The organism is Bacillus sp. KS1, assembly GCF_020075515.1.
In the GTDB taxonomy this organism is placed as follows: domain Bacteria; phylum Bacillota; class Bacilli; order Bacillales; family Bacillaceae; genus Bacillus; species Bacillus velezensis.
The window spans coordinates 20,121-42,902 of the sequence record NZ_JACAWW010000001.1; the positions used below are offsets into that span (position 1 = coordinate 20,121).

Below are 22,782 nucleotides of genomic sequence, written 5' to 3' on the forward strand. Positions count from 1 at the left end.
GTTTTATTCGTTGCTTGTCATTATAAATGAAAGCCCAGATAGGATTTTGTCAAAAGAAGGTAACAATTCCAAAGAACTCTTCGACGCTTTCTCCCTTGTTCCCCTTTCCTTTCGTATTTCCTCCGACATTTCTCAAAAAGTTGTCTAAATATGAAAAAACCGGCTTCTGCAACAGAAGCCGATTCGCTTGATGACCCGTACGGGATTCGAACCCGTGTTACCGCCGTGAAAGGGCGGTGTCTTAACCGCTTGACCAACGGGCCATATATATATGGTAGCGGCGGAGGGGATCGAACCCCCGACCTCACGGGTATGAACCGTACGCTCTAGCCAGCTGAGCTACACCGCCATATAGGTGCTTATAAGCACAAGTTATATAATACAAAGGTTTCTTCATTCCGTCAACAGGAACTTTAAAGTTTTAATTTTCTGACTATACGGACACATACAAAAAAAGCACCCGCTGGGATAGACGGATGCTCCATGTATTTATAGAAAGCAGCAAGTTATCCTCTTCTTGCTCCGCGCCCTCCACGTTTTGATTCCGTGTTTCGTTTTAAAGATGATAAGCGGTCTTCGCTATCTTTAAGAAACTTGTTCATTTTCTGTTCAAAAGATTCTTTCGGACGGAAATCATTTCTAGGTCTGGCTTGCGGACGGTCTTTAGCTTTTTTAATTGATAAACCAATTTTCCCGTCTTTTTCAACGTTGATGACTTTCACTTCAACTTGATCGCCGACTTTTAAATGCTCGTTAATGTCTTTTACATAATTATCGGCTACCTCACTGATATGAACGAGACCGGTTGAGCCTCCAGGCAATTCAACAAATGCTCCGAAATTTGTAATACCTGTTATTTTCCCTTGCAACTTGCTGCCAACTTCAATCGACATAAAAAAAGTGCTCCTCCTTAGGCTTATAAAAAGATCGTTTGTTTAATTATACCTAAATAAAAATTTAAGTGTCAACAAGGCTACTTGCTCTTCTTCTCTACATTGAAGAGAATCTCACCATTTCCTGACATAAACAAGTCTCTTCTGGCAAGCTCTGTGACGTAATCCTCATCCTTTAATTTGGAAATTTCATCTTTTAAATCAGCCTGTTTCGCGTTCAATTTTTTCACTTGTTTTTCCAGCTGAGCTTTCTTTTCTTCGTTTGCGCTAAGGGAAGAGGTCTGTGACCAAAGAGAACCCGCTAAGACAATAGCCGTCAACAACACAAGGGCGCCGAATACGATCAACCGTCTGAAAAGCCCTTTCCGCCTTCTTTTCATAAGCTGGGATTGCCGTTCAACCTGCTCTTTATAGTCGTTTTGAATTTCAGTTATTGTACGTTCTCTAGATAGATTCAAACCAGACGGTCCTCCTTTCACCTTTTCAAAATACGTATCATGGTCAATCTGATTGTTATGATTAGTTTCTTGCTCTTTTGTAAAAATCCTGCACTTTTTTGAAAATATCGTTTGAAAGTAAGACGCCACTTTTCAGGAAGAAGTTTCAATAATTGTTTCAACAGGAAAAACAGCGGATACAGCAAAAACGTTACGATCTTAAAAAGACACTTCGCAAAAAAGGCACTCACCCGATAGGAGTATAAAGAAACAACCGTGATCAGCCCGATGAGCAGCTTAAAGAGCAGAAGCACCGGACGGAACAGCACGTGCTGAATGAGCTTTTTTGCTAATTGGTAAAGAGACACCGCAAGATGAATGGCAAATTTCAGTATTTTTATATACATTCGTTTAAACAGGCTTTGGTACGTCGCAATACCCAGTAAGACAGCCAAGAAAATGTATACCCTGAGTTCTCCTTCATTCACGTTGAGCAGCACATAGAAAAACAGCAGACCTTGTACAATCCAAAAGAGAATGTCATGAATGAATAACAGCCATCTGGCCGTTTTGGCGCGGCTGACAAACAGCCTGTATGTATCAAGCGACGCTCCGAGCCAGGCGCCCATACCGGTCATTGCCAGCATCGTATAAAATTGGGTGGTCAGCGTCATTTAAACAACTTGCTAAAAAACCCTTTAGCTTTATCCCCTTGCTGCTCGTCTAAATATACAAGGTCAAACACCCTGCCTTTTATAGATACAATCCCTTTTTCCACATCAAGATTTTTCATCTGCAGGTTCTCGCCTCTGACGGAAAGCATTCCCATAACCGTTTCCAGCAAAAACTCTTCGTTGTCAAAACTTTCTACATGCTTGACGCCCGAAATGTCTAAATGCTTTCTCCCTTTCATCGTTACATCATGCTGTTCCGGAACAGAAGAAGAACCTTTTTGCTCATAATATGAATTCATCTATTCAGCCCCCATATCCTCGATACTTTTAGCATTATTACTGCATTGTATGAGGCGGGAGCCTTGTTTAGAACAAGCCTATTCGCCGAGTTTTTCTTCCTTGACGATTGTATACATGCCCGCGGCTTCTTCTTTTTTCGTTGTTTCTTTCAATTCGTTTACCTTCACGGTGACAAGCTTCTGGCCGAAGCGGACCGTCAGTTCATCACCGGCTTTTACGTCTGAGCTGGCTTTCGCCTGATTCCCGTTAACGGTGATTCTCCCTTGATCGGCGACCTCTTTCGCCAATGTGCGGCGTTTAATTAATCTGGATACTTTTAAAAATTTATCAAGTCTCATATCAGAATCTCCTCTCCATTTCTTTTGCTTCATCCCACAATTTGTCCATTTCCTCAAGTGACATTGCGGTCAATTCAAGTCCCTTTGCTGCCGCTTCTTTCTCAATATAAGCAAAGCGTCTGCGGAATTTGTCATTTGTCATGGCGAGCGCTTCCTCAGGCTCAATTTTATAGTATCGGCCGATATTGACCAATGCAAATAAAACATCGCCGAATTCAGCTTTTAAGCTGATTTCATCTGCTGATTCGGCGGAAGCCTCTGCAGAAAATTCCTTCAGCTCTTCATTTACTTTATCCCATATATCCTGAACGTCATCCCAGTCAAAGCCGGTTTTCGCGGCTTTTTTCTGAAGCTTGGCCGCTTTTGCAAGAGAAGGCAGTGTTTTCGGCACGGCATCCAGCAATGAAGAGGATGTTGTTTGCTTTTCCGCCTTTTTGATTTCTTCCCAGTTGGCGACGACATCATGTTCATCCTGAACCTTAACATCCTTAAACACATGCGGGTGCCGTCTGACCATCTTCGCACTGATGTATCTGATGACATCATCAATTGAGAAATACCCCTCGTCTTCTCCGATCTGGGCGTGCAGCATAACCTGAAGCATGACGTCCCCGAGTTCTTCTATCATGTGATCCGTGTCCTCTTCGTCAATGGCCTCAAGCAGTTCGTAGCATTCCTCAATCATATATTTCTTTAATGACTGGTGTGTCTGCTTTTGATCCCACGGACAGCCGTTCGGCCCGCGAAGCTCGCGAATAATACTTCGGAATGCAGAAAATTCCTGGTAAAGGAGTTCTTCTTTTTTAATCGGCGGAACATACACGCTTGTTAAGTTATTTATTTCTACATTGCGGTCAAGTTCAAACAAAGGCACCTTGGTTATCTTTTCTCCTTTGCTTCCGGCTGCCGTGACGATGACCACTTCATAGTCGTCAGGCAGTTTCTCCATAAGCGTCAGCTTCACCTCAGAGGCCGTCATTTGGTCATAAACCTGGCAAATGATCAGGTGATGGCGGAGTTCGAGCTCATCCGGCGTCATTGTTTGCGCATCCGTAAATTGAAACCCTTCAATCGGATCAATTCGCAATGCATTAAAAGTGGCATCTAAAAAGCTTTGCCCTCCGGCAGTATGAACAGCTACCTGTTGTTCTTCCCGGCGTTCAAATAACAGCTGAACGGTTTTCTCAGCGACAAACGGATGCCCGGGCACAGCGTAGACGACATCCTCTTGCTTCGCTTTTTCAAACAGAATGTCCGCGATCTCTTCATAGACCGCTTCAAACTGATCATGTTTTTCATAAATATCATCAAAATACCGCATGTCCGCTTCCGTCTCTTGCTCTAATTCCGGAATCAAAGGGTGGTCTTTCGTTCTTATATATAAATGCTTCGCCTGAGTCAGCAGCTTATGTACGCCCACTGTCAACTGATCCATGTCTCCGGCGCCAAGGCCGACGACCGTAATGTTACCTGCCATGTTTTTCTCTCCTCTTTTTCAATTTGCTTAAAGCACTGCCCAAAGGAAGGCCGCTCAGCTCTTCGTCCGTGAAAATCTTCATTCTTATCATACAATAAATAAACAATAGCCCTCCGATGACTGACGCAGACAGACTCTCACATACAGCTCCGGCTCTGCTGACAGGAACAAATAACTGCCATAGCTTCATATATACGAGCAGAAAGAAGACCATCAGCAGACTGCACCAGCACAGACGGGCAATCACGCCTCCGATATTCGTCAGCCAGCCCTTCGACCAAATTCTCCGGAGATTCAGGCACGCAACTGCGGCAAATGCCAAGACGGTCGCCAGTGCCGCTCCTGTAATACCCCAGCCGGGGACCAGCCAAACATTCAGCACCCATTTCAGCGCCCCTCCCGCCAAAACGGATACGGCGGGGAAAACGGTATGCCCCGCTCCTTGCAGAATCGCGGCTGCCGTAAGCGCAATTGAGGCAAAAAAGATAGATAAGCTGAATATTTGTAAGGTCTGCGTCCCCTCACTGTTTTGGAAAAGCATGATATTCACCGGCTCTAAAATGCAAAAAAGCCCGGCTGATGCACCGATCCCTACCGCAAGGCAGAGCTTGACGGCTGATGTTGCTTTCTCTTTTATGATAAACGGCTTATTCTCATGCACCGCTTTTGAAATTGAAGGGACCAATGACGCGGCGATACTGACGGCAAACACGGTTCCCAGCTGAAGGAGCGGCTGTCCGCGGTCATATATGCCTTTCAGCCGTTTCGCGGCATGGCTCTCCGTCCCATCTGAAAGCAGTGAATATAAGTTTAAGGCGTCTACAAGCTGAATCAAAAGCATGAGTACACTGCTGATACAGATGGTGACTGAATAAAGCAGCAGCTTTTTTACAATGACGGCCGTTTCGATATGTCCGCCGTCTTTCTTGGTTTCTTCCCGCTTATACCAGAAAACAGCCAATACACAAAGGGCCGCCAAGCTTCCGGCAATTGATCCCGAGGCCGCCCCCGCACCAGCCGCGTATATTGAACGGCCGCTTTTCAAAAGCCAGAAGGATAAACCAAGAAGCACCGCCACGCGAAGAAGCTGTTCCGTAATCTGGGATAAGGCTGACGGCATCATATCATGCACGCCTTGGAAATACCCCCTGAAAACCGCCGTAAACGGAAACAGTATAAAAGCGAACGCCGCGACCCTTATCAGCATCACAAGGCGGACGTCACCCATAAAACCGGCCAACGGCGCCGCGCCGGCATACATGAGCGCAAACAGAACAAGTCCGGCCGCCGTGACATAAAGGGCGGAAATTTTCATTATTTTTTGTTTATGATCGCTATAATCGTTCATTAATTTTGAGATGATTACCGGAAAACCGGATGTTGACAGCATGACCGCGATCCCTAAAAACGGATACACCTGCTGATAAATGTAAAATCCGACGTCACCGACAATATTCTGAAAAGGAACCCTGTACACGGCGCTTAATATCTTCGTCACGATACCCGCAACGACGAGCACAAAAGCACCTTTCCATGCCGATTGCCGATTGGCGCCAACTGAATCGTTCATCCAAAAGCTCCTTCCAGCCGCTAGAAAATTACGTCTATAAAACGAGCTTATTATATCACAATCCTAACGGCCGAACCGATAGAGAGCACATATGAATATGAAAAAGAACAGCACTTGTATAAGAGCTGTTCTTTCTCCGTTTTCTTATTTCAATAATGGTAATAAGACCTACTGCTCCATTTGTCTCGCCAAAAAACTGGCTGCCGTTTCTACTGCTTTATGTTCTACTTCTCCAAGTGCCTGTTCCTTGGAAAAGATGACCACGGCGCCGATAGGATCGCCATTTGCCACGATCGGAGCTATTGTATAGGAGCTCATATCTTCATCAATGTCATTAACAAGCTGCGCGGACTTCACGTCGTTTTCTACCACAGAGCTGCGCTGATCCATCGTTTTTTCGAGCAAATCGCTGATGGCTTTGTTCAGAAATTCTTTTTTCGAACTGCCTGAAACGGCAATATACGCGTCACGGTCGCAAATCAAGACGGAATGGCCGAGACTGTCATACAATGCATCTGCATATTCTTTCGCAAAATCGCCAAGCTCACTGATAGGAGAATATTTTTTCAATATAACTTCTCCGTCGCGGTCAACGAATATTTCAAGCGGGTCTCCTTCCCTGATCCGCAGTGTTCTCCGAATTTCTTTAGGGATGACGACCCGTCCTAGATCATCAATACGACGTACGATACCTGTAGCTTTCATCTCTCTGGTGCCTCTCTTTCATGTGATGATATTTAAGGGAAAGTACTAAAGCTCTTTACTTTATGTAGCTTCCGCCACTCGCTTGAAATTAGTATCCGTCACATCAAATGTAATATACACCAGAGAGTAACAATTTTTATGAAGACGCGATTGTTTCTTTCTTCACACCCTGAAGGCCTTTCAGCATGCCGAGCACGGTCTCCAGCCACTCTTCCGTTTTGCGGCCTTTCGTCTGTACTGAGATTTTCAGCTTTTTCCCTTCCATTCCCAGTCCGATCTGCCGGCCGTATTTATTGCCGAGTTCGAACAATTTCTGGCCGTCAATCTGTGCGCTGGCCTCTTCAGAAATGGTAAATCTGATCGCGTCTTTATCCTGCTTGATGAGTTCGACGCGTTCATATTTTCCGTATACCTTCATCTCAGCAACCGTAAACAGCCATTCAACCTCTTTAGGATAGCTGCCGAACCTGTCAATGATTTCATCTTGAAGCTCATTTTTCTCCTCAATTGTGGCGATTGACCTGAAGCGTTTGTACATGTCGATTTTTTGCTTGCCGTCTTGTATATAGTTTTCAGGAATATACGCGTCCAGCTCGATATCGATTTCTGTCTCAAACTGTTCGCTTTTCGGAATATCGCCTTTCCGCTCTTCAATCGCTTCCTTGAGCATTTGCGAGTACAGGTCAAAACCGACTGAGTCGATAAAGCCGTGCTGCTGGGCGCCGAGAAGGTTCCCCGCTCCCCTGATCGTCAAGTCACGCATGGCGATTTTAAAGCCTGACCCCAGCTCGGTAAATTCTTTAATCGCCTGCAGCCGTTTTTCCGCTACCTCAGTGAGCACTTTGTCTCTGCGGTACGTAAAATACGCGTAAGCGACGCGGTTGGAACGGCCGACCCGTCCTCTCAGCTGATACAGCTGAGACAGCCCCATTTTGTCTCCGTCGAACACAATCAAGGTATTCACATTTGGTATATCTACGCCTGTCTCAATAATAGTCGTGCTGACAAGGACGTCTGATTCCCCTTCCAGAAAATTGAGCATGACGCTTTCCAATTCATTTTCGGTCATTTTTCCGTGGGCATATGCCACTTTCGCATCGGGAACAAGCATGGAAATTTCATCAGCCTTCCGCTCGATGTCATCCACGCGGTTGTACAAGAAATATACCTGTCCTCCGCGCGCCAGTTCTCTTTCGATGGCTTCCCGCACAAGCGCGCCGTTGTATTCCACGACATATGTCTGAACAGGGAAACGGTTTTCCGGCGGCGTTTCAATAACAGATAAGTCCCGCACACCGAGCATGGACATATGAAGCGTACGCGGTATCGGCGTCGCTGTAAGAGTCAGCACATCGACATTAGCTTTGATCTGTTTGATTTTTTCCTTATGCGTTACGCCAAAGCGCTGCTCTTCATCAATGATGAGCAAGCCGAGATCTTTATAGACGACGTCTTTAGATAACAGCCTGTGGGTTCCGATTACGATGTCTACCGTTCCGTTTTTCAGGCCTTTAATCGTTTCATTGGATTCTTTTCTCGTTCTGAATCGGCTGAGAAGACCGATGTTAATCGGATAGTCCTGGAAACGCTCCATAATGGTTTCATAATGCTGCTGCGCGAGTATTGTCGTCGGCACAAGAAGCGCGACCTGCTTTCCGTCGGCGATCGCTTTAAAGGCCGCTCGGATGGCTACCTCCGTCTTCCCGTAACCGACATCACCGCAAAGCAAACGGTCCATCGGGCGCTCTCTTTCCATATCCTTTTTAATCTCCTGAATGGAACGGAGCTGGTCCTCTGTTTCCTGATAAGGGAAAGCAGATTCGAACTGCCGCTGCATTTCATGATCCGGCGAGAACGCATAGCCCTTGCTTGCTTCCCGTTCCGCATAAAGCTTAATCAGATCATCGGCAATATCCTGAACGGAGTTTTCAACTTTTTTCTTCACCCGTTTCCATTCACTGCCGCCCAGTTTATAAAGCTTCGGTTCTTTTCCTTCAGAGCCGACGTACTTCTGCACCTGGTCGATTTGTTCTACAGGGACGTACAGCTTATCGCTGCCCTGATAATGAATGTTGAGGTAATCTTTATGAATGCCTTTAATTTCTAATGTTTCGATCCCCAAATACTTACCGATCCCGTGGTTGACGTGGACGACATAGTCACCGACCTGAAGCTCGGAATAGCTTTTGATCCGTTCGGCATTTGTCAGCTTCTGCTTTCTCGGCTTTTTCTTAATTCGGTTTTTGAACAGCTCTTCCTCCGTAATGACGGCCAGCTTCATCAGCGGCAGTTCAAAACCGGATTGCAGCTCGCCTTCCATGACATAGACCTGTCCTTGCACAAGCGCTTTGGAGCTGTCCGTTTTTGCGGCTTCAATTTCGTAATCAGCCAGCACGGATGCCAATCTGTCGGTTCTGTCCTTATTTGCGCCTAAAAAGACGACGGTGAAGTTTGATTTCTTAAAGCGCTCCATTTCACCTGCGAGCACATTCATCTGCCCGTGAAAACTCTGTATCTGCCTGCTTGTCACATTCACGATATTCTGGGGGCTTGTATGCTGGACATGACGCAAAAATAATGAATAATAAATAGCCGGGCGCCGCTTTTCGCTCATAAGCTCCTGAAAGCTGAAGGATAAATGAATGTCATGCAGAATTTTCCCTTCCTCGAGCAGACTTGTCGTAAATTCAGCCTCTTCTTTTTGCAGCTGATCCTCCATTTCATGAATGCGGCTGACCTCGTCTAACAGTAACAACGTGTCTGCCGGTGTATAATCTAGCAAACTAGCAGGTTTTTCGTAAAAGTACGAGAGATACTTCACAAGTTCCTGATCAGTCTGTCCCGTTGATAACCGTTCTTTATCATGTGAGATATTGATATGAAGCATTTCCTTTTGTTTGTCCTGCTTCAGCTTTTTCAGACTGTCGGCAAGCCCTTTATCGAGCCTTTCCATTGCCCGGGCTTTTTCTTCCGCCCTGATGATCAATTCCTTCGCCGGTCCGATCGCCACATGTTTGAGCGTCTCAATTGATCTCTGGTCATCAGAATTGAAGCTTCTGATGGAATCGACCTCCGTATCAAACAGTTCAATTCGCACCGGATGCTCCGACGTCAGCGGATAAATGTCGATAATTCCGCCGCGAATACTGAATTCACCGGGTGCAGAAACCATATCGGAACGCTCATACCCCACCTCTACAAGGCGAGCGGACAGCTGATCCGGTTCTATTTCGTCTCCGAGTGAAATGACGAGCTGGCTGCTTTTCCACAGCTCCTTCGGCGGAAGCATTCTTCTCACTGCCGCAACGGGCGCCACAACGACCGGCGCTTCTCCGTTTGTTAATCTATTAATGACATCAAGCCGCTGAGCGCGCAGTTCAGGGCTCGCTACCGCAATTTCTGAAGAAATCAATTCATTCACGGGGTATAAAAAAACAGATTGATCCCCGAGAAGCGCCGTCAGATCTTCCGTCACTTTTTGGGCCTGATATAAATTATGGGTGATAAAGAAAATCGGCCTTTTCGTTTCCTGTGCAAGGGCGGAGGTAAAAACAGAACGCGCGGAACCTGACAGACCCGCAAGCAGCTGTTCCTTCAGTCCCTCATGTAAACCGTTGACAATGGATTTAAAATCATCGCTTTCTTTAATAAAGGTTTGAATATTGTCCATATGGGCCCTCCTCTCTATTTTCTGCAAGAACAGAAAAACGCTTTGGTCTAGAATCTACACCAAAGCTTCTTATTGAATAAATGTGTTGTGTTCATGGTAGTGCGGATTGCGCTCCAGCGCCTCTTGGCAGTCTTCACAAATTGTAAGAACATGGACATCTCCATTGTCTTTATATGAAATCATATCGTTTCTTTCCTCATTTGTTAAGTGCTGAAATCCAAGTGACTGTGTCGGCACCGTCGAATATTCCAGGCTCCCTACCTTAAAGCCGCAGTGGCGGCAGAAATAATGCAAAGCCATACGTTGGACCTCCTGATGTGAAAAAATCATTTTTCCCTAGTATGGTCTCCCATTATTTATCTTATACATTTGCATTAAATTCGTTCATGACTTCTAAAAATGGTTTCGTTAAGGAAGCTTCGCAGGCTTTTACGGTTTTTGAGACGGCATCATTGATATGCGGCGCTTCTTCCTTCGTAAAAGCTCCCAGTACATAGTCAACGACTTTCATTCCGTTGACGGGGCGGCCGATTCCGATTCTGACCCGGTCAAATTCAGGGGTTCCGAGGTGCTGTATAAGCGATTTAATTCCGTTATGTCCGCCTGCGCTCCCCTTCGTCCGAAGTCTGATTTTTCCCGTCGGAAGATCAAGGTCATCGTATATGACTTTCAGATCTTCATGATCGGCATCATAATAATCCAGTAGCGGCCGCAAACATTCCCCTGATAAATTCATATATGTAAGCGGTTTAACAAGTAGAACTTTTTTTCCGGAAACAAACCCCATTCCGTAAAGTCCGTTGAATTTCGTTTTATTCAGTTCAATATTCCATTCTTTAGAAAGCTCGTCAATGGCCATAAAGCCGACATTATGTCTCGTGTTCTCGTAGGTTTTCCCGGGGTTACCGAGACCGGCAATCACAAGCATCGTAAATCCTCCCTCAACATCGCTGTAATTCTTCTCATTCTAGCACAAAAGACGTAACCTCGGGCGGGTTACGTCTTAAAGCGCTTATTGATTTTCTCCTTCGGGCTCTTCCCCAGGAGACGGTTCTGCATCTTCTTCGAATGCTTCCTGCTTAGGAGGAAGGATGGAAGCCACGACTTCTTCCGGATCGTTTGTAAATGTATAATTGCCCTCAGCAGTCAGATCTGCGATGGTCAGCACATCATTCATCTCAAGTCCTGAAATATCAACATTGATTGTCTGAGGGATGTCCTTCGGCTTAGCCTTGATCGAAAGCTCATGCAGCGGCTGCTGGATGACGCCTCCGTCTTTGACTCCCTTCGCCTCTCCCGTCAGCTGAATCGGCACCTCGGCCTCCAGCTCCTCACTCATATTCACGACTTGAAAATCGGCGTGCGTCAATTCGTTTTTGAGCGGGTCTGTCTGAAGATCCGTCACCATAACTGATTGCTGATTTCCGTTGACATCAATTGTGATAATCGTATTTTTTCCTTCGTCCCGCAATGTTTTAAGCAATTCGACACTGTCTAAAGAGACAGGCGTATTCGTTGTTTCTTTACCGTATATAATCCCTGGAACATGTCCTGAATGACGGATTTTCCGAAGCGTCGAACGTTTAAAATCTGTTCTTTCATTTGCTTTTAAAGTTGCCATATTCAGCACCATCCTAATTATCGTTTTATCGTCCTATTAGAACAATACCCACAATAACTGGGATTTAAACCTTAAAGTTTCGGTTTAGCTGAATAAATAGCTGACAGATTGTTTCTCGTGAACGCGGATAATCGCTTCAGCCAGAAGCGGTCCGACAGAAAGCTGCTTAAAGCGGTCGATTTTTTTCTCATCAGGAAGCTTAATGCTGTTCGTTACAACAAGCTCCTTGATTTTAGAGTTATTGATCCGCTCAACGGCAGGGCCTGACAGTACAGGGTGCGTACAGCATGCATACACTTCTGCAGCTCCGTTTTCAACCAGCGCGTTAGCGGCAAGTGTGATTGTGCCGGCCGTATCAATAATATCATCGATCAGAATCGCTGTTTTTCCTTCCACGTTACCGACGATGTTCATCACTTCTACCTCATTCGGTCTAGGACGGCGTTTGTCGATAATCGCGATCGGCGCTTTCAGACGGTCCGCAAGTTTGCGGGCGCGCGTCACACCGCCGTGGTCAGGAGAAACAATGACGATATCTTTCAAGTCTTTACCTTCAAAGTAATGGCCTAAAATCGGAACACCCATTAAGTGGTCAATCGGAATATCAAAGAAACCTTGAATTTGCGGCGCGTGTAAATCAAGCGCGATCACGCGTGTCGCACCCGCTGTTTCAAGCAGGTTTGCAAAAAGTTTTGCCGTAATCGGTTCACGTGATCTTGCTTTTCTGTCCTGGCGCGCATAACCGTAGTACGGAATGACAATGTTGATTGTTTTCGCGGAAGCGCGCTTTAAAGCGTCAACCATAATCAGCAATTCCATAATGTGCTCATTAACCGGCGCACTTGTAGACTGAATGATATAGCAATCACAGCCGCGAATACTTTCTTCTATGTTGATCTGGACCTCTCCGTCACTGAATCTTGTAACAGAGCACTTTCCTAATTGAACCCCTACATTATCCGCGATTTCTTTTGCAAGTTCTGGATTTGAATTCAAAGAAAAAATCTTTAAATTCTTATCTCCGTATTCGTTAGACATGGTAAACCTCCGATTTTAGGATTATTTTTTATGAATATTTTTCACATAATCTTCTTTATTTACTTGTCTTGCTCTGGCAATGGCAAGCGCTTCGCCCGGCACATCTTCAGTTACGGTTGAACCCGCAGCGACGTACGCGCCTTCTCCTACTGTAACAGGAGCGACCAGATTGGAGTTGCAGCCAATAAAGGCGCCGTCTTCAATTTTGGTTAAATACTTTTTCTTCCCATCATAATTGACCGTGATGGAGCCGCAGCCCAGATTCACATCCGTGCCCACTTCGGCATCACCGATATAGCTTAAATGAGATGCTTTGCTTCGGTCGCCGAATTGTGTTTTCTTGATTTCAACAAAGTTTCCGATCTTCACTTCATTGCCGATTGCGGAATCGGGTCTGATGTGAGCAAAAGGACCGATATTTACATCATTCCCAACTTTACTGCGATTGACAACGGATTGTTTAATCACAGTGCGGCTGCCGATTGAGCTGTCCTCTATCTCAGTGTGAGGGCCGATGACACATTCATCGCCGATTTCAGCTTGTCCCTTTAACACAGTTCCGGGATAAATAACTGTATCTTGTCCGATACGTGCGTCAGGTGAGATGTACGTATTCATCGGATCGATTAAAGTGACTCCGTTCTGCATATGCCGTTTGTTAATACGCTCTTTCATATACATTTCAGCCTGAGAAAGAGCGACTCTATCATTCACTCCGAGCGTCTCTTGGAAGTTACCAGTCTGGTAAGCGGCAACAGTTTCGCCTTCGTCTTTGAGGATTTCGATCACATCCGGCAGATAATACTCGCCTTGGGCATTTTCATTCGAAACCTGTTCGATGACACGAAAAAGAGCCTCGTTATCAAAACAGTACGTTCCCGTGTTAATTTCTTTCACAAGACGTTCTTGCTCCGAAGCATCCTTGTGCTCCACGATTTTTTGAACGGCGCCGTCTTCACTGCGGATGATTCTTCCGTATCCGGCGGGATCGTCGGCAACGGCCGTTAACACCGTGGCTTTTGCACCTTTGTCTGTATGTTCATTCAGCATGGCTTCCATCGTCTCCGCCGTCAGAAGCGGTGTATCGCCGCAAATAACGATCGTGACACCCTTTTCTCCGTGAAGAAATGGTTTTGCCTGTTTGACCGCATGAGCCGTACCGAGCTGTTCTGCTTGGAGAGCGTAATCGCTTTTCTGTCCGAGCTGCTTCTTCACATCTTCGGCGCCGTGTCCTACGATGGTGACAAGCTTCGCTAAAGATAATTTCAGAGCTTCGTCTGCGACGTGCTCTACCATAGGCTTTCCGCATACCGGATGAAGGACCTTGTAAAGCTTCGATTTCATTCTCGTTCCTTTTCCGGCAGCTAAAATCACTGCAAACCGCTTATCCATTTAATGGCCTCCAATATCCCTTTTATCCATAGAAAAATATATCCTAAATAGCTGTTGATTTCAAGAAGACATCAAAAAGTGCAAGAATTTTCTATGTAATCGCTTTATTACTGAAAAATCAGATTTAAAAAAGGACTGCCGGAAAAGGCCTTGTGTCAGCCTTTATCAGCAGTCCTTACATTTTGTTATGTTTAAGAAGCCCCGGCTTCTTCATATTCTAATGCTTCAGAATCACCCAAACGATGATACTCATTTAAAACAGCATCCTGGATCTTGCCCCGCGTGCTGGAATTAATAGGATGAGCAATATCGCGGAATTCTCCATCAGGGGTGCGTTTACTCGGCATCGCAACGAAAAGACCATTGTTTCCATCAATCACACGAATATCATGTACGACAAATTCGTGATCCAGCGTGATGGATGCAATCGCTCTCATGCGACCATCGGTATTCACGCGGCGTAATCTTACGTCAGTAACTTCCACAGTAGTTCACCACCTTTTCCCTATATAAAAGCATTAGTCTAACAATTCCACGATTCTTTTTAAATTCCTGCACGTTTCAAAAAGTTTTTTTGAAAATATAGGATATACATACACAATTAGGTGATAAACCATATTTGGGGATCATATACTGCATAAAAAAAGTGATCCCGGAGACCGGAACCACTTTTCTGAGATTTAAGATTTCACCAGCGCAATGACTTCAATTTCCACGAGAGCGTCTTTCGGCAGTCTCGCCACTTCCACACAAGACCTTGCCGGCTTATGTACATCAAAGTATTGTCCGTACACTTCATTCACTTCCGCAAACTGCTCCATATCAGCAATAAACACCGTTGCTTTTACAACCGTCTCGAGAGAAGCGCCCGCTTCTTTCAGCACAGCTTTTAAATTGCTGAACACCTGATGCGTTTGTTCTGTGATATCACCGTTTACCATTTCTCCTTCAGCAGTAAGAGGAATCTGGCCTGAGCTGTAAAACATGTTGTTTACAATGATTCCCTGTGAATATGGCCCGATCGCTGCCGGCGCGTGTTTTGTATGGATTGCTTTTGTCATTTTTCTGTCTCCCCATTCTTTAAATGCTGTTCTTTAAAAAATCGCAGAAAATTGCCGTTTTGAATCTCAATCGTTTTGTCTTTCATATTGATGGTTGAAAGCGTGAGCAGTGACATGTATTCATCGACAAGCCGTTCATTCACTCCCTCGGCTTCAACCAAGACACCTATTCCCGCAACGTTTGCATTAAACTCATCAAGCAAACTGATCATGCCGTTAATGGTGCCGCCGGCTTTCATAAAGTCGTCAATAATCAAAACGTTCGAACCCGTAGCCAAACTTCTTTTCGCAAGCGACATCGTTTGAATGCGGTTAGATGACCCTGATACATAATTGATGCTCACCGTGGAACCTTCCGTCACTTTATTGTCCTTTCGCACGATGACAACCGGAACGTTCAGATAACTGGCCGCTGCGTAAGCAAGAGGGATTCCTTTTGTCGCAACGGTCATCACCACATCAATCTCCCGCTCCGCAAAAACGGAAGCAAAAAGCCTGCCTACATGAGAGAGGACAGAGGGTTTTCCTAAGATATCCGTTAAATATACATAACCGCCCGGAAGGATACGCTCAGGATTTACTAAAGACTGTCCCAGCTCCTGTATAAACGCTTCTGCTTCAGCCTGTTTCACTTTCGGAATGTATTTGACGCCTCCGGCAGCTCCCGGCACTGTAAGCAGCGTCCCAATGCCTTGCTGTTCAAAGGTCTGTTTAATAATCGTTAAATCTTCACTGATTGATGACTTTGCTGATTGATACCGTTCTGAGAAAAATGTTAACGGTATTAATTCATGCGGATGGGTTAACAAATAATTTGTTAAGTCCACCAATCTGCCGCTGCGACGAAACTTCATGAACTTACCCCCAAAATCCGAATAATTTAAAAATAATATAACTTAACATACGGATTTAATCAAGAGCATTCTGTTCGCCGATCATCCGCACCGCGTACACTTGATCACAGAAACCTCTTAACCCGTTATAAATCCGCTGCACCTTCGACTCGTATTGAACCAAACCGAATACAGTCGGTCCGCTTCCGCTCATTAACACCGCATCAGCGCCGAAGCGTTTCATTTGATTTTTAATCATCGCCACCTCGGGATGGAGGCTGAGCGTAACCGACTCCAATACGTTTCCTAATTGTCCGCATACCTTTTGGAAGCTTTTTTCTTCAATCGCGTCAATCATCGCCTGCACATCAGGATGCCGAACCTGCTGTAAGTTCAGCCGGCGGTACACTTCGGCAGTCGATACCCCGATCGTCGGTTTGGCGAGCACGACCCAGCAATGAGGCGGAGCACTGATGTGCCTGATCTTCTCACCGCGTCCGGTTGCCAGGGCAGTGCCTCCGTATACACAGAAGGACACGTCTGAACCGATTTCAGCTCCAAGCTCTGCAAGCTCTTCGACAGAAAGCTTTAAATCCCAAAGCCTGTTCAGCCCTCTGAGCGTAGCTGCCGCATCGCTGCTTCCGCCGGCAAGCCCTGCCGCTACAGGGATCACCTTTGTAATCATAATCGAAACGCCTTTTTTAACTTGAAACCGTTCTTTAAGCAGTTTGGCTGCCTGATAAGCCAGATTCCTTTGATCATCCGGAACAAAGCGATTATGCGACGCCACTCTGATAACGTTTTCGGGCAGTTCTGTCAGTTCAATCCGATCTGCCAAATCAATTGTCGTCATGATCATCTCCACTTCGTGATAACCATCCGGGCGTTTACTCGTCACATCGAGGGACAGATTGATTTTGGCCGGCGCTTTTTCTAAAATACGCATAGCTTTCACCTACTTCTCCATCTAAACATAAGTATGAACATTGTATCACATTTGGAGACCCGGAGGTACTTATCCGAAATTGACGCCGGTTTTGACAGCCGATAGAAAAAACCGGGGAACGGATTGTCCCCCGGGCCACTGCATTATCGGTTATTTTGGTTCTGAGCCGCCATCTGCTGTTCGGCAATCTCGATCGCGCGCTTTACCATATTCCCGGCGTCACGCGCCCGAATGCCTCCCCAGCCCTCGTTTTTCACCGTATCGTAAAAACCAAGGTCCTTCGCCAGCTCATATTTGAACTCATCTGACATAACTCCACGACGTCTGCCCAAACGAAACAACCCCTTTTATAGAATTGATCACCATTCGTGCACGCCACGATAAAACATGTGACACCTATAGCTTCCGTTTAATCGGCTGAAACTTTCGAGGGAATAATTAGAAGAGCTTTAGAAGGCAAAACAAAAAGCAGTAAACAAAAGGTTCACTGCCCATTAAAATGCTACTGAGCTTGCCGCATCGTCATTGAATGTCAATTCAACAGTCTCAGTCAGAATATCAGCATAACTGTATGAAACTCTTTCAAACGAATTCTCGTCTTGATCTAGTTGTATCACAAAAACAGAAGGGTACGTCTCAGCTAAAATGCCCGAACGCTCAATCGTTTTTCGGCGGCCGCCGTTTGCTTTTAACGTAAGCCGTTTACCTAAATTCCCATCAAGCGATCTTTTTATATCGGACAACGTCTTCGCCATTGCATCCACCTCACTACATTTATTGTACAACAAGAGCCCAATTTTGTCAAATAAAATTTAAATTATATCAACGTTAATAAGTCATTGTCAACAAAATTATTTTGACAAAATTCTATTGATTTCTGCGTTATTTTTCACAAGTTCCGGAAATTTATGTATCAATATGTAAAATAATTAACCCGCATAGCGAAATATATGCGGGTTTTATCACTCATCCATTTGATTTATACGGCATACCGACACGCAGCACACCCTTCGTTTCAATTCCTCCCAGCCCTTTCTCTCTCGTCAGCGTATTTCTCAGAACATCCCATACATTGATCCGCTCCATAAACGGAGTGAAGCTGATTTTCGCGACAATATATACCGGGTCAAGCGCATGAATATTGACGCGTGACGGCGAACTTGCGAAATTCGCGCCCGCTCTGATTAAAGACTCAAAATGAGATTGGCACGCCCCCGCGAATATGACCAGCTGATCCAAATGAGGGACTTTACGCCTCGCTCTCTGAACGGTTTCGACAAAGTGTTTGGAATGCCTGTAGGCGCTTAAATCGTTCACGCCTCCCTTATGCTTGGAATATGCATCATGGCCGGTGATGACTAAAATATCCGGCCTGTATTTATCAAGCAGCTCGTCAATTGACGCCGGCATTTTTTTCTCATGGCAATGAATTCCGTATACCGGCACACCGATTTTTTCATAAAAGTTCAGGCACTTTTTCAAATAGGCCTCATCGCCGTCCAGATGCAATACCTTTCCGGGCATATGAAAGTAGTGCTCCTGATGCTGATATTGATTTGTCGCGTAATACTCCTGTTTTTCCCGAAGCAGCTTATAATCCTGGCGGAGCAGCTCGAGAGATTCATTCATCCTGCTTTCATCTCTTTTCTTTCTCATGGCCTGTTCGTCTTTTCTGACAGGCTCCAAATCAGAAAAATCAGCATCCGCAATCAATCTGACTTCGTCACCATGCAGGATGGCAATTGAATTTCCGTTGCTTGTTTGCTCTATACCGATAATGCGAAATAAAACATCCATTTGATAGGATTTCCTGGCTACCATATCTCCTATTTGAAATTGCACGTTACCCACTCCACAAATAGACTAAGCCTCATCATGAAAGAAGTCTTGGCAAAACCTCTTTCCGCTGCGGCGCTTGATGTTTCAAGCTTTTCTTGCAGTTGAATGAATAAGGTTCTCCTCTAGCCTATGTAGCGGCAGTCCAAGTGGTGACGCAAAACAAAAAGCCCTCTTAGAAAAGGGCTTTATGCAATCCGTTGGACAAGAGCGCAAATTCTTCTATGGACAGGGATTCACCGCGCCGCTTTCCATCAATATTCGTTTCTTGAAGAACTTCTTCAATTTGAGCTTTTTTCTCTTTTCCGCCCGGAAGATTGTTCACAAGGTTGTTCAGCAAGGTTTTCCGGCGCTGTGCGAAGCTTGCTTTAATCAGCTGGAAGAAAAACGGTTCATTATCGACGTCAACCGCCGGGCCGTCACGAAGCAAGAGACGGATGACGGCGGAATCGACATTAGGCTGAGGCACAAACACCGTTTTCGGTACGGTCATGACGGTTTTGGCCTCCGTATAGAACTGAACCGCAATGGAAAGCGATCCGTACTCCTTAGAGGAAGGATCAGCGGCCATCCGCTCAGCGACCTCTTTTTGCAGCATTACGACAATTCCTTTTAACGGAAGATGTTCTTCCAAAAGCTTCATGATGATCGGCGTCGTCACATAATATGGGAGATTCGCCGTCACCATAATTTCATCACAATCCTGAAACTGCTCTTCAATGACGGATTTGACGTCTGCTTTCAGCACATCTTGATGAATAATCGTTACATTGTCATACGGAGACAGCGTATCATTGAGAATGGGCAGCAGACGCTGATCAATTTCAAACGCGACGACCTTTTTCGCCCGTTTGGCAAGCTGCTCTGTCAGCGCGCCGATTCCGGGTCCGATTTCAATGACTCCGGTCCGATCCGTAATTTCCGCATGGTCCACAATTCTGTCCAATATATTTGTATCAATTAAGAAATTCTGTCCCAGACTCTTTTTAAAAGAGAAACCGTACTTTTTCAGAATTTCCTTCGTTCTGATAGGTGTCGCGATATCTTTATTGTTCATCCTGTTCCTCCTGCCTCATAGCATCGAGCGCATCAATAAAATCACTTCTTTTGATTTGAAACATTTGCAGCCGTTTTTGAAGCTGCTTGCCGTTTGTATAGCCGATCTTCAGCAGGTCGCCCAATCGTTCGCGCCGTCTTTTGGCAGCCGGTCCGCCGATCAGACCGGCCTGTATGACATCTTCAGCTGAAATTTCACTCGGCTTTGCCTCCATCTCTTCATGCACATTTTCCAGACATGCTCTGATGCTTTCAATGGATGCGTGCTCAACGCCAATGCCGCGCTTGTTTTTCGGTTTGGCAAGATGTTTGGGCAGAAATGCGTGTTTACAGCCGGGTACTGCTTCAGAAATGGTTTTCCGGATCTTCTCCCCCGGAAAATCCGGGTCCGTCAGCACGATGACCCCTCTCGTTTCCTGCGCCAGCCGAATCTGCCTGATGACTTCGTCTCCGATTGCGGAACCGTTTGTCTCGATCGTATCCGCATCAACGGCAAGTTTTATGCGCGCAGTGTCATCGCGTCCCTCGACTACTATAATTTCTTTAATTTTCATTACTTCCTCCAAAAAAACTTTTTATATCCAAAACGAAACCTTTGCTTGCATGTCACGTCTAATATACTGAAAATACACTTTACCTATTATAACGAAAAAAACAGAGGGCGCAAAACCCTCTGAATGAATCGGAATTAATTTAAGATTTTTATTTTGACCTGTTTCTTTCCCCAGCGGTAAGCTGAAGATTTTTCAGGGAAAAAGACATCAATCCGTCTTCCTTTAATGGCTGAGCCTGTATCAGCGGCCACGGCATCCCCGTATCCGTCTACGTGGACTCTTGTGCCGAGCGGGATGACGCTTGGGTCTACCGCAATGACTTTGGCATTCGGATTGCTTGTCAGGTTAACGCCTGTAGCCGTTTGGCCGGAACAGCCGCTGCAGCTTGCGGTATAAGCCGTGGAAGACACGGTAATCACTTTACCGGAAGATCCGGTTTCGCCCGAAGATGCCTTCACAGGTGCACTGAGCTGCTCAATCTTGGGACTGTGCCGCTTTGTGCCGACCGCAATGATCTGATCTTTGCTTTTTTCAGATGTTTCTTCTTTGACAAGCTTTCTTGATACTTCTTTTCCATTTTCTTTGACAACATGAAAATGCTTTTTAAGTTTGCCTTCTTTTCCTTTTTGAACGATCTTTTCTTTCCCGCTGTCGAGAGACGCATCTTCTTTCTCTTTCACTTGATACGCTATTTTTTCCTCAACTACATCGGTGACTTTTTCGATACGAGTGATTTGTATACCGGCCTGTTTTTTTGTGAGCTTTTCGTGTAATGCCGGTTTTACTTTATCTTCGTCTTTCATGTCCATCTTATGCTGCGTTAAAAAGTCAGCGACCGTAGTCGAAGTCGTCCATATTTTCTTTTTCTTTCCCGCATCATTTACAGTAACCTGAAAAGCCGGGTCGACCGTGACTTTCATGCCGTTTGTCACTTTCGTATCTGCTGCTGGATCTATTTTATCGTGCTGATTCACAGGTGTATGCTGTTCGTTCAGAAATGCGCCGACTGTTTTTGCCGTTGACCATAAAGTCTTTTCTTCTCCGCCTCTTGTCACACGGATCTGCTTTGCAGCTTCATACACGACATTCATGTTGTCTGCCAATGCTGTCTGCTTAGACGGGGTAATCCGGTCTTCATTTCTCGTCTCTATATGTAAATCTTCCAGAAGTTCCCCAACCGTTTTTGCATGAGTGCGTATTTGCTTTTTCTTGCCGTTGATGGAAACAGAAACTGATTGTTTTGAGAGCTCATGTGCCCCGTATGCAGTCCCGGTTCCGCCCAGCAGAATAATAGCTGCAATAAGAATAACCTTGCTTTTACCAAGCTTTACGGAAAACAGTTTTTTCATTTTTTGTGTGATGAAAAACGCCTCCTTCTCCTCGGAGAGATTATATAGAGTATCTAAAATGCTGTCAACCCTCCCATCTCGAAGATGAAAAACCTTCAGCGTATCCCTCATTATGCAAAAACAAAGCAAAAAAAGGAAGAGAGACATATCGACAACCTATCTTATGAGGAGAAGGAAGCTTGTAGAACCGTTTTACATATCCACTGAATCGGACAAGCTTTTACACGTTATGACAGCGCATTCTGTCAGTTCATGCGGAAAAGTCTTTTTGCGTTTTCGGTTGTAATTGAGGCAATTTCCTCATACGTCAGTCCTTTTAATTCGGCGAGCTGTTCAGCAACATATTTTACGTAGCTCGGCTCATTCCGTTTGCCGCGGAAAGGATGCGGTGTCAGGAAAGGGCAGTCCGTTTCAATCAGCAAACGGTCATTCGGAATTTCCTTTGCTACTTCTTTTGGTTTCTTCGCATTTTTGAAGGTAACCGGTCCGCCGAATGAAATATAGAAATTCATATCCATACACTGCCGCGCAACCTCCGCGCTCCCCGTAAAGCAGTGCATAATGCCGCCGACTTCTTCCGCCCCCTCTTCTTTCAAAATCGTGACAACATCTTCCGTTGCATCACGATTATGAATGATAATTGGAAGGTTCACTTCTTTGGCGAGAGCGATTTGTTTCCGGAATACTTCTTTTTGAACGTCTTTTGGTGATTTATCCCAGTGGTAATCAAGGCCCATCTCTCCGATTGCCACGACTTTTTCGTGAGAGGACAGTTCCTTAATCCATGATAAATCTTCCTCTGTCATGTCAATTGCGTCTACCGGATGCCAGCCGATCGCAGCGTATATAAAGTCATATTCCTCAATCAGCTCCATCGCACGCGTGATAGTGGGTTTGTCGAATCCGACAACGACGATCCGTTCAACTTCTTCAGCCTTTGCACGCGCAATGACTTCCTCTAAGTCTGTGTCAAATTGCTCGGCATTTAAATGCGCATGTGTATCAAAAAGCATCATAAAAACTCCTTTCTTG

25 protein-coding genes and 2 tRNA genes are annotated in these 22,782 nt (G+C 45.4%); all 27 read right to left on the bottom strand.

Going from position 1 to position 22,782, the window contains the following annotated elements; translation table 11 throughout:
* Positions 1-191: 191 nt before the first annotated feature.
* Positions 192-263 (bottom strand) — tRNA-Glu (locus tag HWY38_RS00105).
* Positions 264-272: 9 nt separating this feature from the next.
* A tRNA-Met gene (locus HWY38_RS00110) sits at positions 273-349 on the bottom strand.
* Between the two features lie 157 nt (positions 350-506).
* Complete coding sequence (locus HWY38_RS00115; RefSeq protein WP_004264630.1) at positions 507-893, bottom strand: S1 domain-containing RNA-binding protein; 387 nt, start codon at positions 891-893, stop codon at positions 507-509.
* Between the two features lie 80 nt (positions 894-973).
* Positions 974-1,351: a cell division protein DivIC gene (gene divIC / locus HWY38_RS00120; RefSeq protein ID WP_014416730.1), complete on the bottom strand. Its 378-nt coding sequence runs from the start codon at positions 1,349-1,351 to the stop codon at positions 974-976.
* Positions 1,352-1,368: 17 nt separating this feature from the next.
* Positions 1,369-2,004 carry a spore cortex biosynthesis protein YabQ gene (yabQ, locus tag HWY38_RS00125; protein WP_224181026.1) on the bottom strand — a complete coding sequence of 212 codons (636 nt, stop codon included), beginning with the start codon at positions 2,002-2,004 and terminating at the stop codon, positions 1,369-1,371.
* Positions 2,001-2,303, bottom strand: coding sequence for a sporulation protein YabP (gene yabP / locus HWY38_RS00130; RefSeq protein WP_004264638.1), 303 nt, complete (start codon positions 2,301-2,303; stop codon positions 2,001-2,003). The genes yabQ and yabP overlap by 4 nt, the downstream gene beginning before the upstream one ends.
* A 78-nt stretch (positions 2,304-2,381) precedes the next feature.
* A complete protein-coding gene (locus HWY38_RS00135) occupies positions 2,382-2,642 on the bottom strand; it encodes an RNA-binding S4 domain-containing protein (RefSeq protein ID WP_007409934.1) in 261 nt (86 codons plus the stop codon).
* A gap of 1 nt (position 2,643) precedes the next feature.
* Positions 2,644-4,119, bottom strand: coding sequence for a nucleoside triphosphate pyrophosphohydrolase (mazG, locus tag HWY38_RS00140; RefSeq protein WP_224181027.1), 1,476 nt, complete (start codon positions 4,117-4,119; stop codon positions 2,644-2,646).
* Complete coding sequence (locus tag HWY38_RS00145; protein WP_224181028.1) at positions 4,109-5,689, bottom strand: polysaccharide biosynthesis protein; 1,581 nt, start codon at positions 5,687-5,689, stop codon at positions 4,109-4,111. The genes mazG and HWY38_RS00145 overlap by 11 nt, the downstream gene beginning before the upstream one ends.
* A 168-nt stretch (positions 5,690-5,857) precedes the next feature.
* A complete protein-coding gene (gene spoVT / locus HWY38_RS00150; RefSeq protein ID WP_004264646.1) occupies positions 5,858-6,394 on the bottom strand; it encodes a stage V sporulation protein T in 537 nt (178 codons plus the stop codon).
* Positions 6,395-6,530: 136 nt separating this feature from the next.
* Positions 6,531-10,064, bottom strand: coding sequence for a transcription-repair coupling factor (mfd, locus tag HWY38_RS00155; RefSeq protein ID WP_224181029.1), 3,534 nt, complete (start codon positions 10,062-10,064; stop codon positions 6,531-6,533).
* Positions 10,065-10,133: 69 nt separating this feature from the next.
* Positions 10,134-10,364, bottom strand: a complete 231-nt coding sequence (locus HWY38_RS00160) for an anti-sigma-F factor Fin family protein (protein ID WP_004264650.1) — start codon at positions 10,362-10,364, stop codon at positions 10,134-10,136.
* Positions 10,365-10,425: 61 nt separating this feature from the next.
* A complete protein-coding gene (gene pth, locus HWY38_RS00165; RefSeq protein WP_004264652.1) occupies positions 10,426-10,992 on the bottom strand; it encodes an aminoacyl-tRNA hydrolase in 567 nt (188 codons plus the stop codon).
* An 84-nt stretch (positions 10,993-11,076) separates the two neighbouring features.
* Entirely contained in the window at positions 11,077-11,685 is a 609-nt protein-coding gene (locus tag HWY38_RS00170) for a 50S ribosomal protein L25/general stress protein Ctc (RefSeq protein ID WP_224181030.1), read from the bottom strand.
* An 84-nt stretch (positions 11,686-11,769) separates the two neighbouring features.
* The gene (locus tag HWY38_RS00175) at positions 11,770-12,723 is read right to left on the bottom strand and encodes a ribose-phosphate diphosphokinase (protein WP_004264656.1); all 954 of its coding nucleotides are present in this window, start codon (positions 12,721-12,723) and stop codon (positions 11,770-11,772) included.
* Between the two features lie 21 nt (positions 12,724-12,744).
* Positions 12,745-14,115 (bottom strand): bifunctional UDP-N-acetylglucosamine diphosphorylase/glucosamine-1-phosphate N-acetyltransferase GlmU, encoded by a 1,371-nt coding sequence (gene glmU, locus HWY38_RS00180; RefSeq protein ID WP_004264658.1) that lies wholly within the window; start codon positions 14,113-14,115, stop codon positions 12,745-12,747.
* A gap of 191 nt (positions 14,116-14,306) precedes the next feature.
* Entirely contained in the window at positions 14,307-14,600 is a 294-nt protein-coding gene (gene spoVG, locus HWY38_RS00185) for a septation regulator SpoVG (protein ID WP_004264660.1), read from the bottom strand.
* Between the two features lie 195 nt (positions 14,601-14,795).
* Complete coding sequence (gene ridA / locus HWY38_RS00190; protein ID WP_004264663.1) at positions 14,796-15,176, bottom strand: 2-iminobutanoate/2-iminopropanoate deaminase; 381 nt, start codon at positions 15,174-15,176, stop codon at positions 14,796-14,798.
* The gene (gene purR / locus HWY38_RS00195) at positions 15,173-16,030 is read right to left on the bottom strand and encodes a pur operon repressor (RefSeq protein ID WP_004264666.1); all 858 of its coding nucleotides are present in this window, start codon (positions 16,028-16,030) and stop codon (positions 15,173-15,175) included. The genes ridA and purR overlap by 4 nt, the downstream gene beginning before the upstream one ends.
* A gap of 55 nt (positions 16,031-16,085) precedes the next feature.
* The gene (gene ispE, locus HWY38_RS00200) at positions 16,086-16,955 is read right to left on the bottom strand and encodes a 4-(cytidine 5'-diphospho)-2-C-methyl-D-erythritol kinase (RefSeq protein ID WP_007409927.1); all 870 of its coding nucleotides are present in this window, start codon (positions 16,953-16,955) and stop codon (positions 16,086-16,088) included.
* 143 nt (positions 16,956-17,098) lie between these two features.
* On the bottom strand, positions 17,099-17,287 hold the full coding sequence (locus HWY38_RS00205; RefSeq protein ID WP_011996172.1) for a small, acid-soluble spore protein, alpha/beta type: 189 nt from the start codon (positions 17,285-17,287) through the stop codon (positions 17,099-17,101).
* Between the two features lie 162 nt (positions 17,288-17,449).
* Positions 17,450-17,710 (bottom strand): biofilm formation stimulator Veg, encoded by a 261-nt coding sequence (veg, locus tag HWY38_RS00210; RefSeq protein ID WP_003218330.1) that lies wholly within the window; start codon positions 17,708-17,710, stop codon positions 17,450-17,452.
* Positions 17,711-17,921: 211 nt separating this feature from the next.
* Positions 17,922-18,797: a sporulation peptidase YabG gene (gene yabG / locus HWY38_RS00215; RefSeq protein ID WP_004264691.1), complete on the bottom strand. Its 876-nt coding sequence runs from the start codon at positions 18,795-18,797 to the stop codon at positions 17,922-17,924.
* 169 nt (positions 18,798-18,966) lie between these two features.
* Entirely contained in the window at positions 18,967-19,848 is an 882-nt protein-coding gene (rsmA, locus tag HWY38_RS00220) for a 16S rRNA (adenine(1518)-N(6)/adenine(1519)-N(6))-dimethyltransferase RsmA (protein WP_004264694.1), read from the bottom strand.
* On the bottom strand, positions 19,838-20,401 hold the full coding sequence (gene rnmV / locus HWY38_RS00225; RefSeq protein WP_004264696.1) for a ribonuclease M5: 564 nt from the start codon (positions 20,399-20,401) through the stop codon (positions 19,838-19,840). Before rnmV ends, rsmA begins: the two co-directional genes overlap by 11 nt.
* A gap of 134 nt (positions 20,402-20,535) precedes the next feature.
* Complete coding sequence (locus HWY38_RS00230) at positions 20,536-21,861, bottom strand: G5 and 3D domain-containing protein (protein ID WP_224181031.1); 1,326 nt, start codon at positions 21,859-21,861, stop codon at positions 20,536-20,538.
* 134 nt (positions 21,862-21,995) lie between these two features.
* Positions 21,996-22,763 carry a TatD family hydrolase gene (locus tag HWY38_RS00235; RefSeq protein ID WP_029326250.1) on the bottom strand — a complete coding sequence of 256 codons (768 nt, stop codon included), beginning with the start codon at positions 22,761-22,763 and terminating at the stop codon, positions 21,996-21,998.
* Between the last annotated feature and the right edge of the window lie 19 nt (positions 22,764-22,782).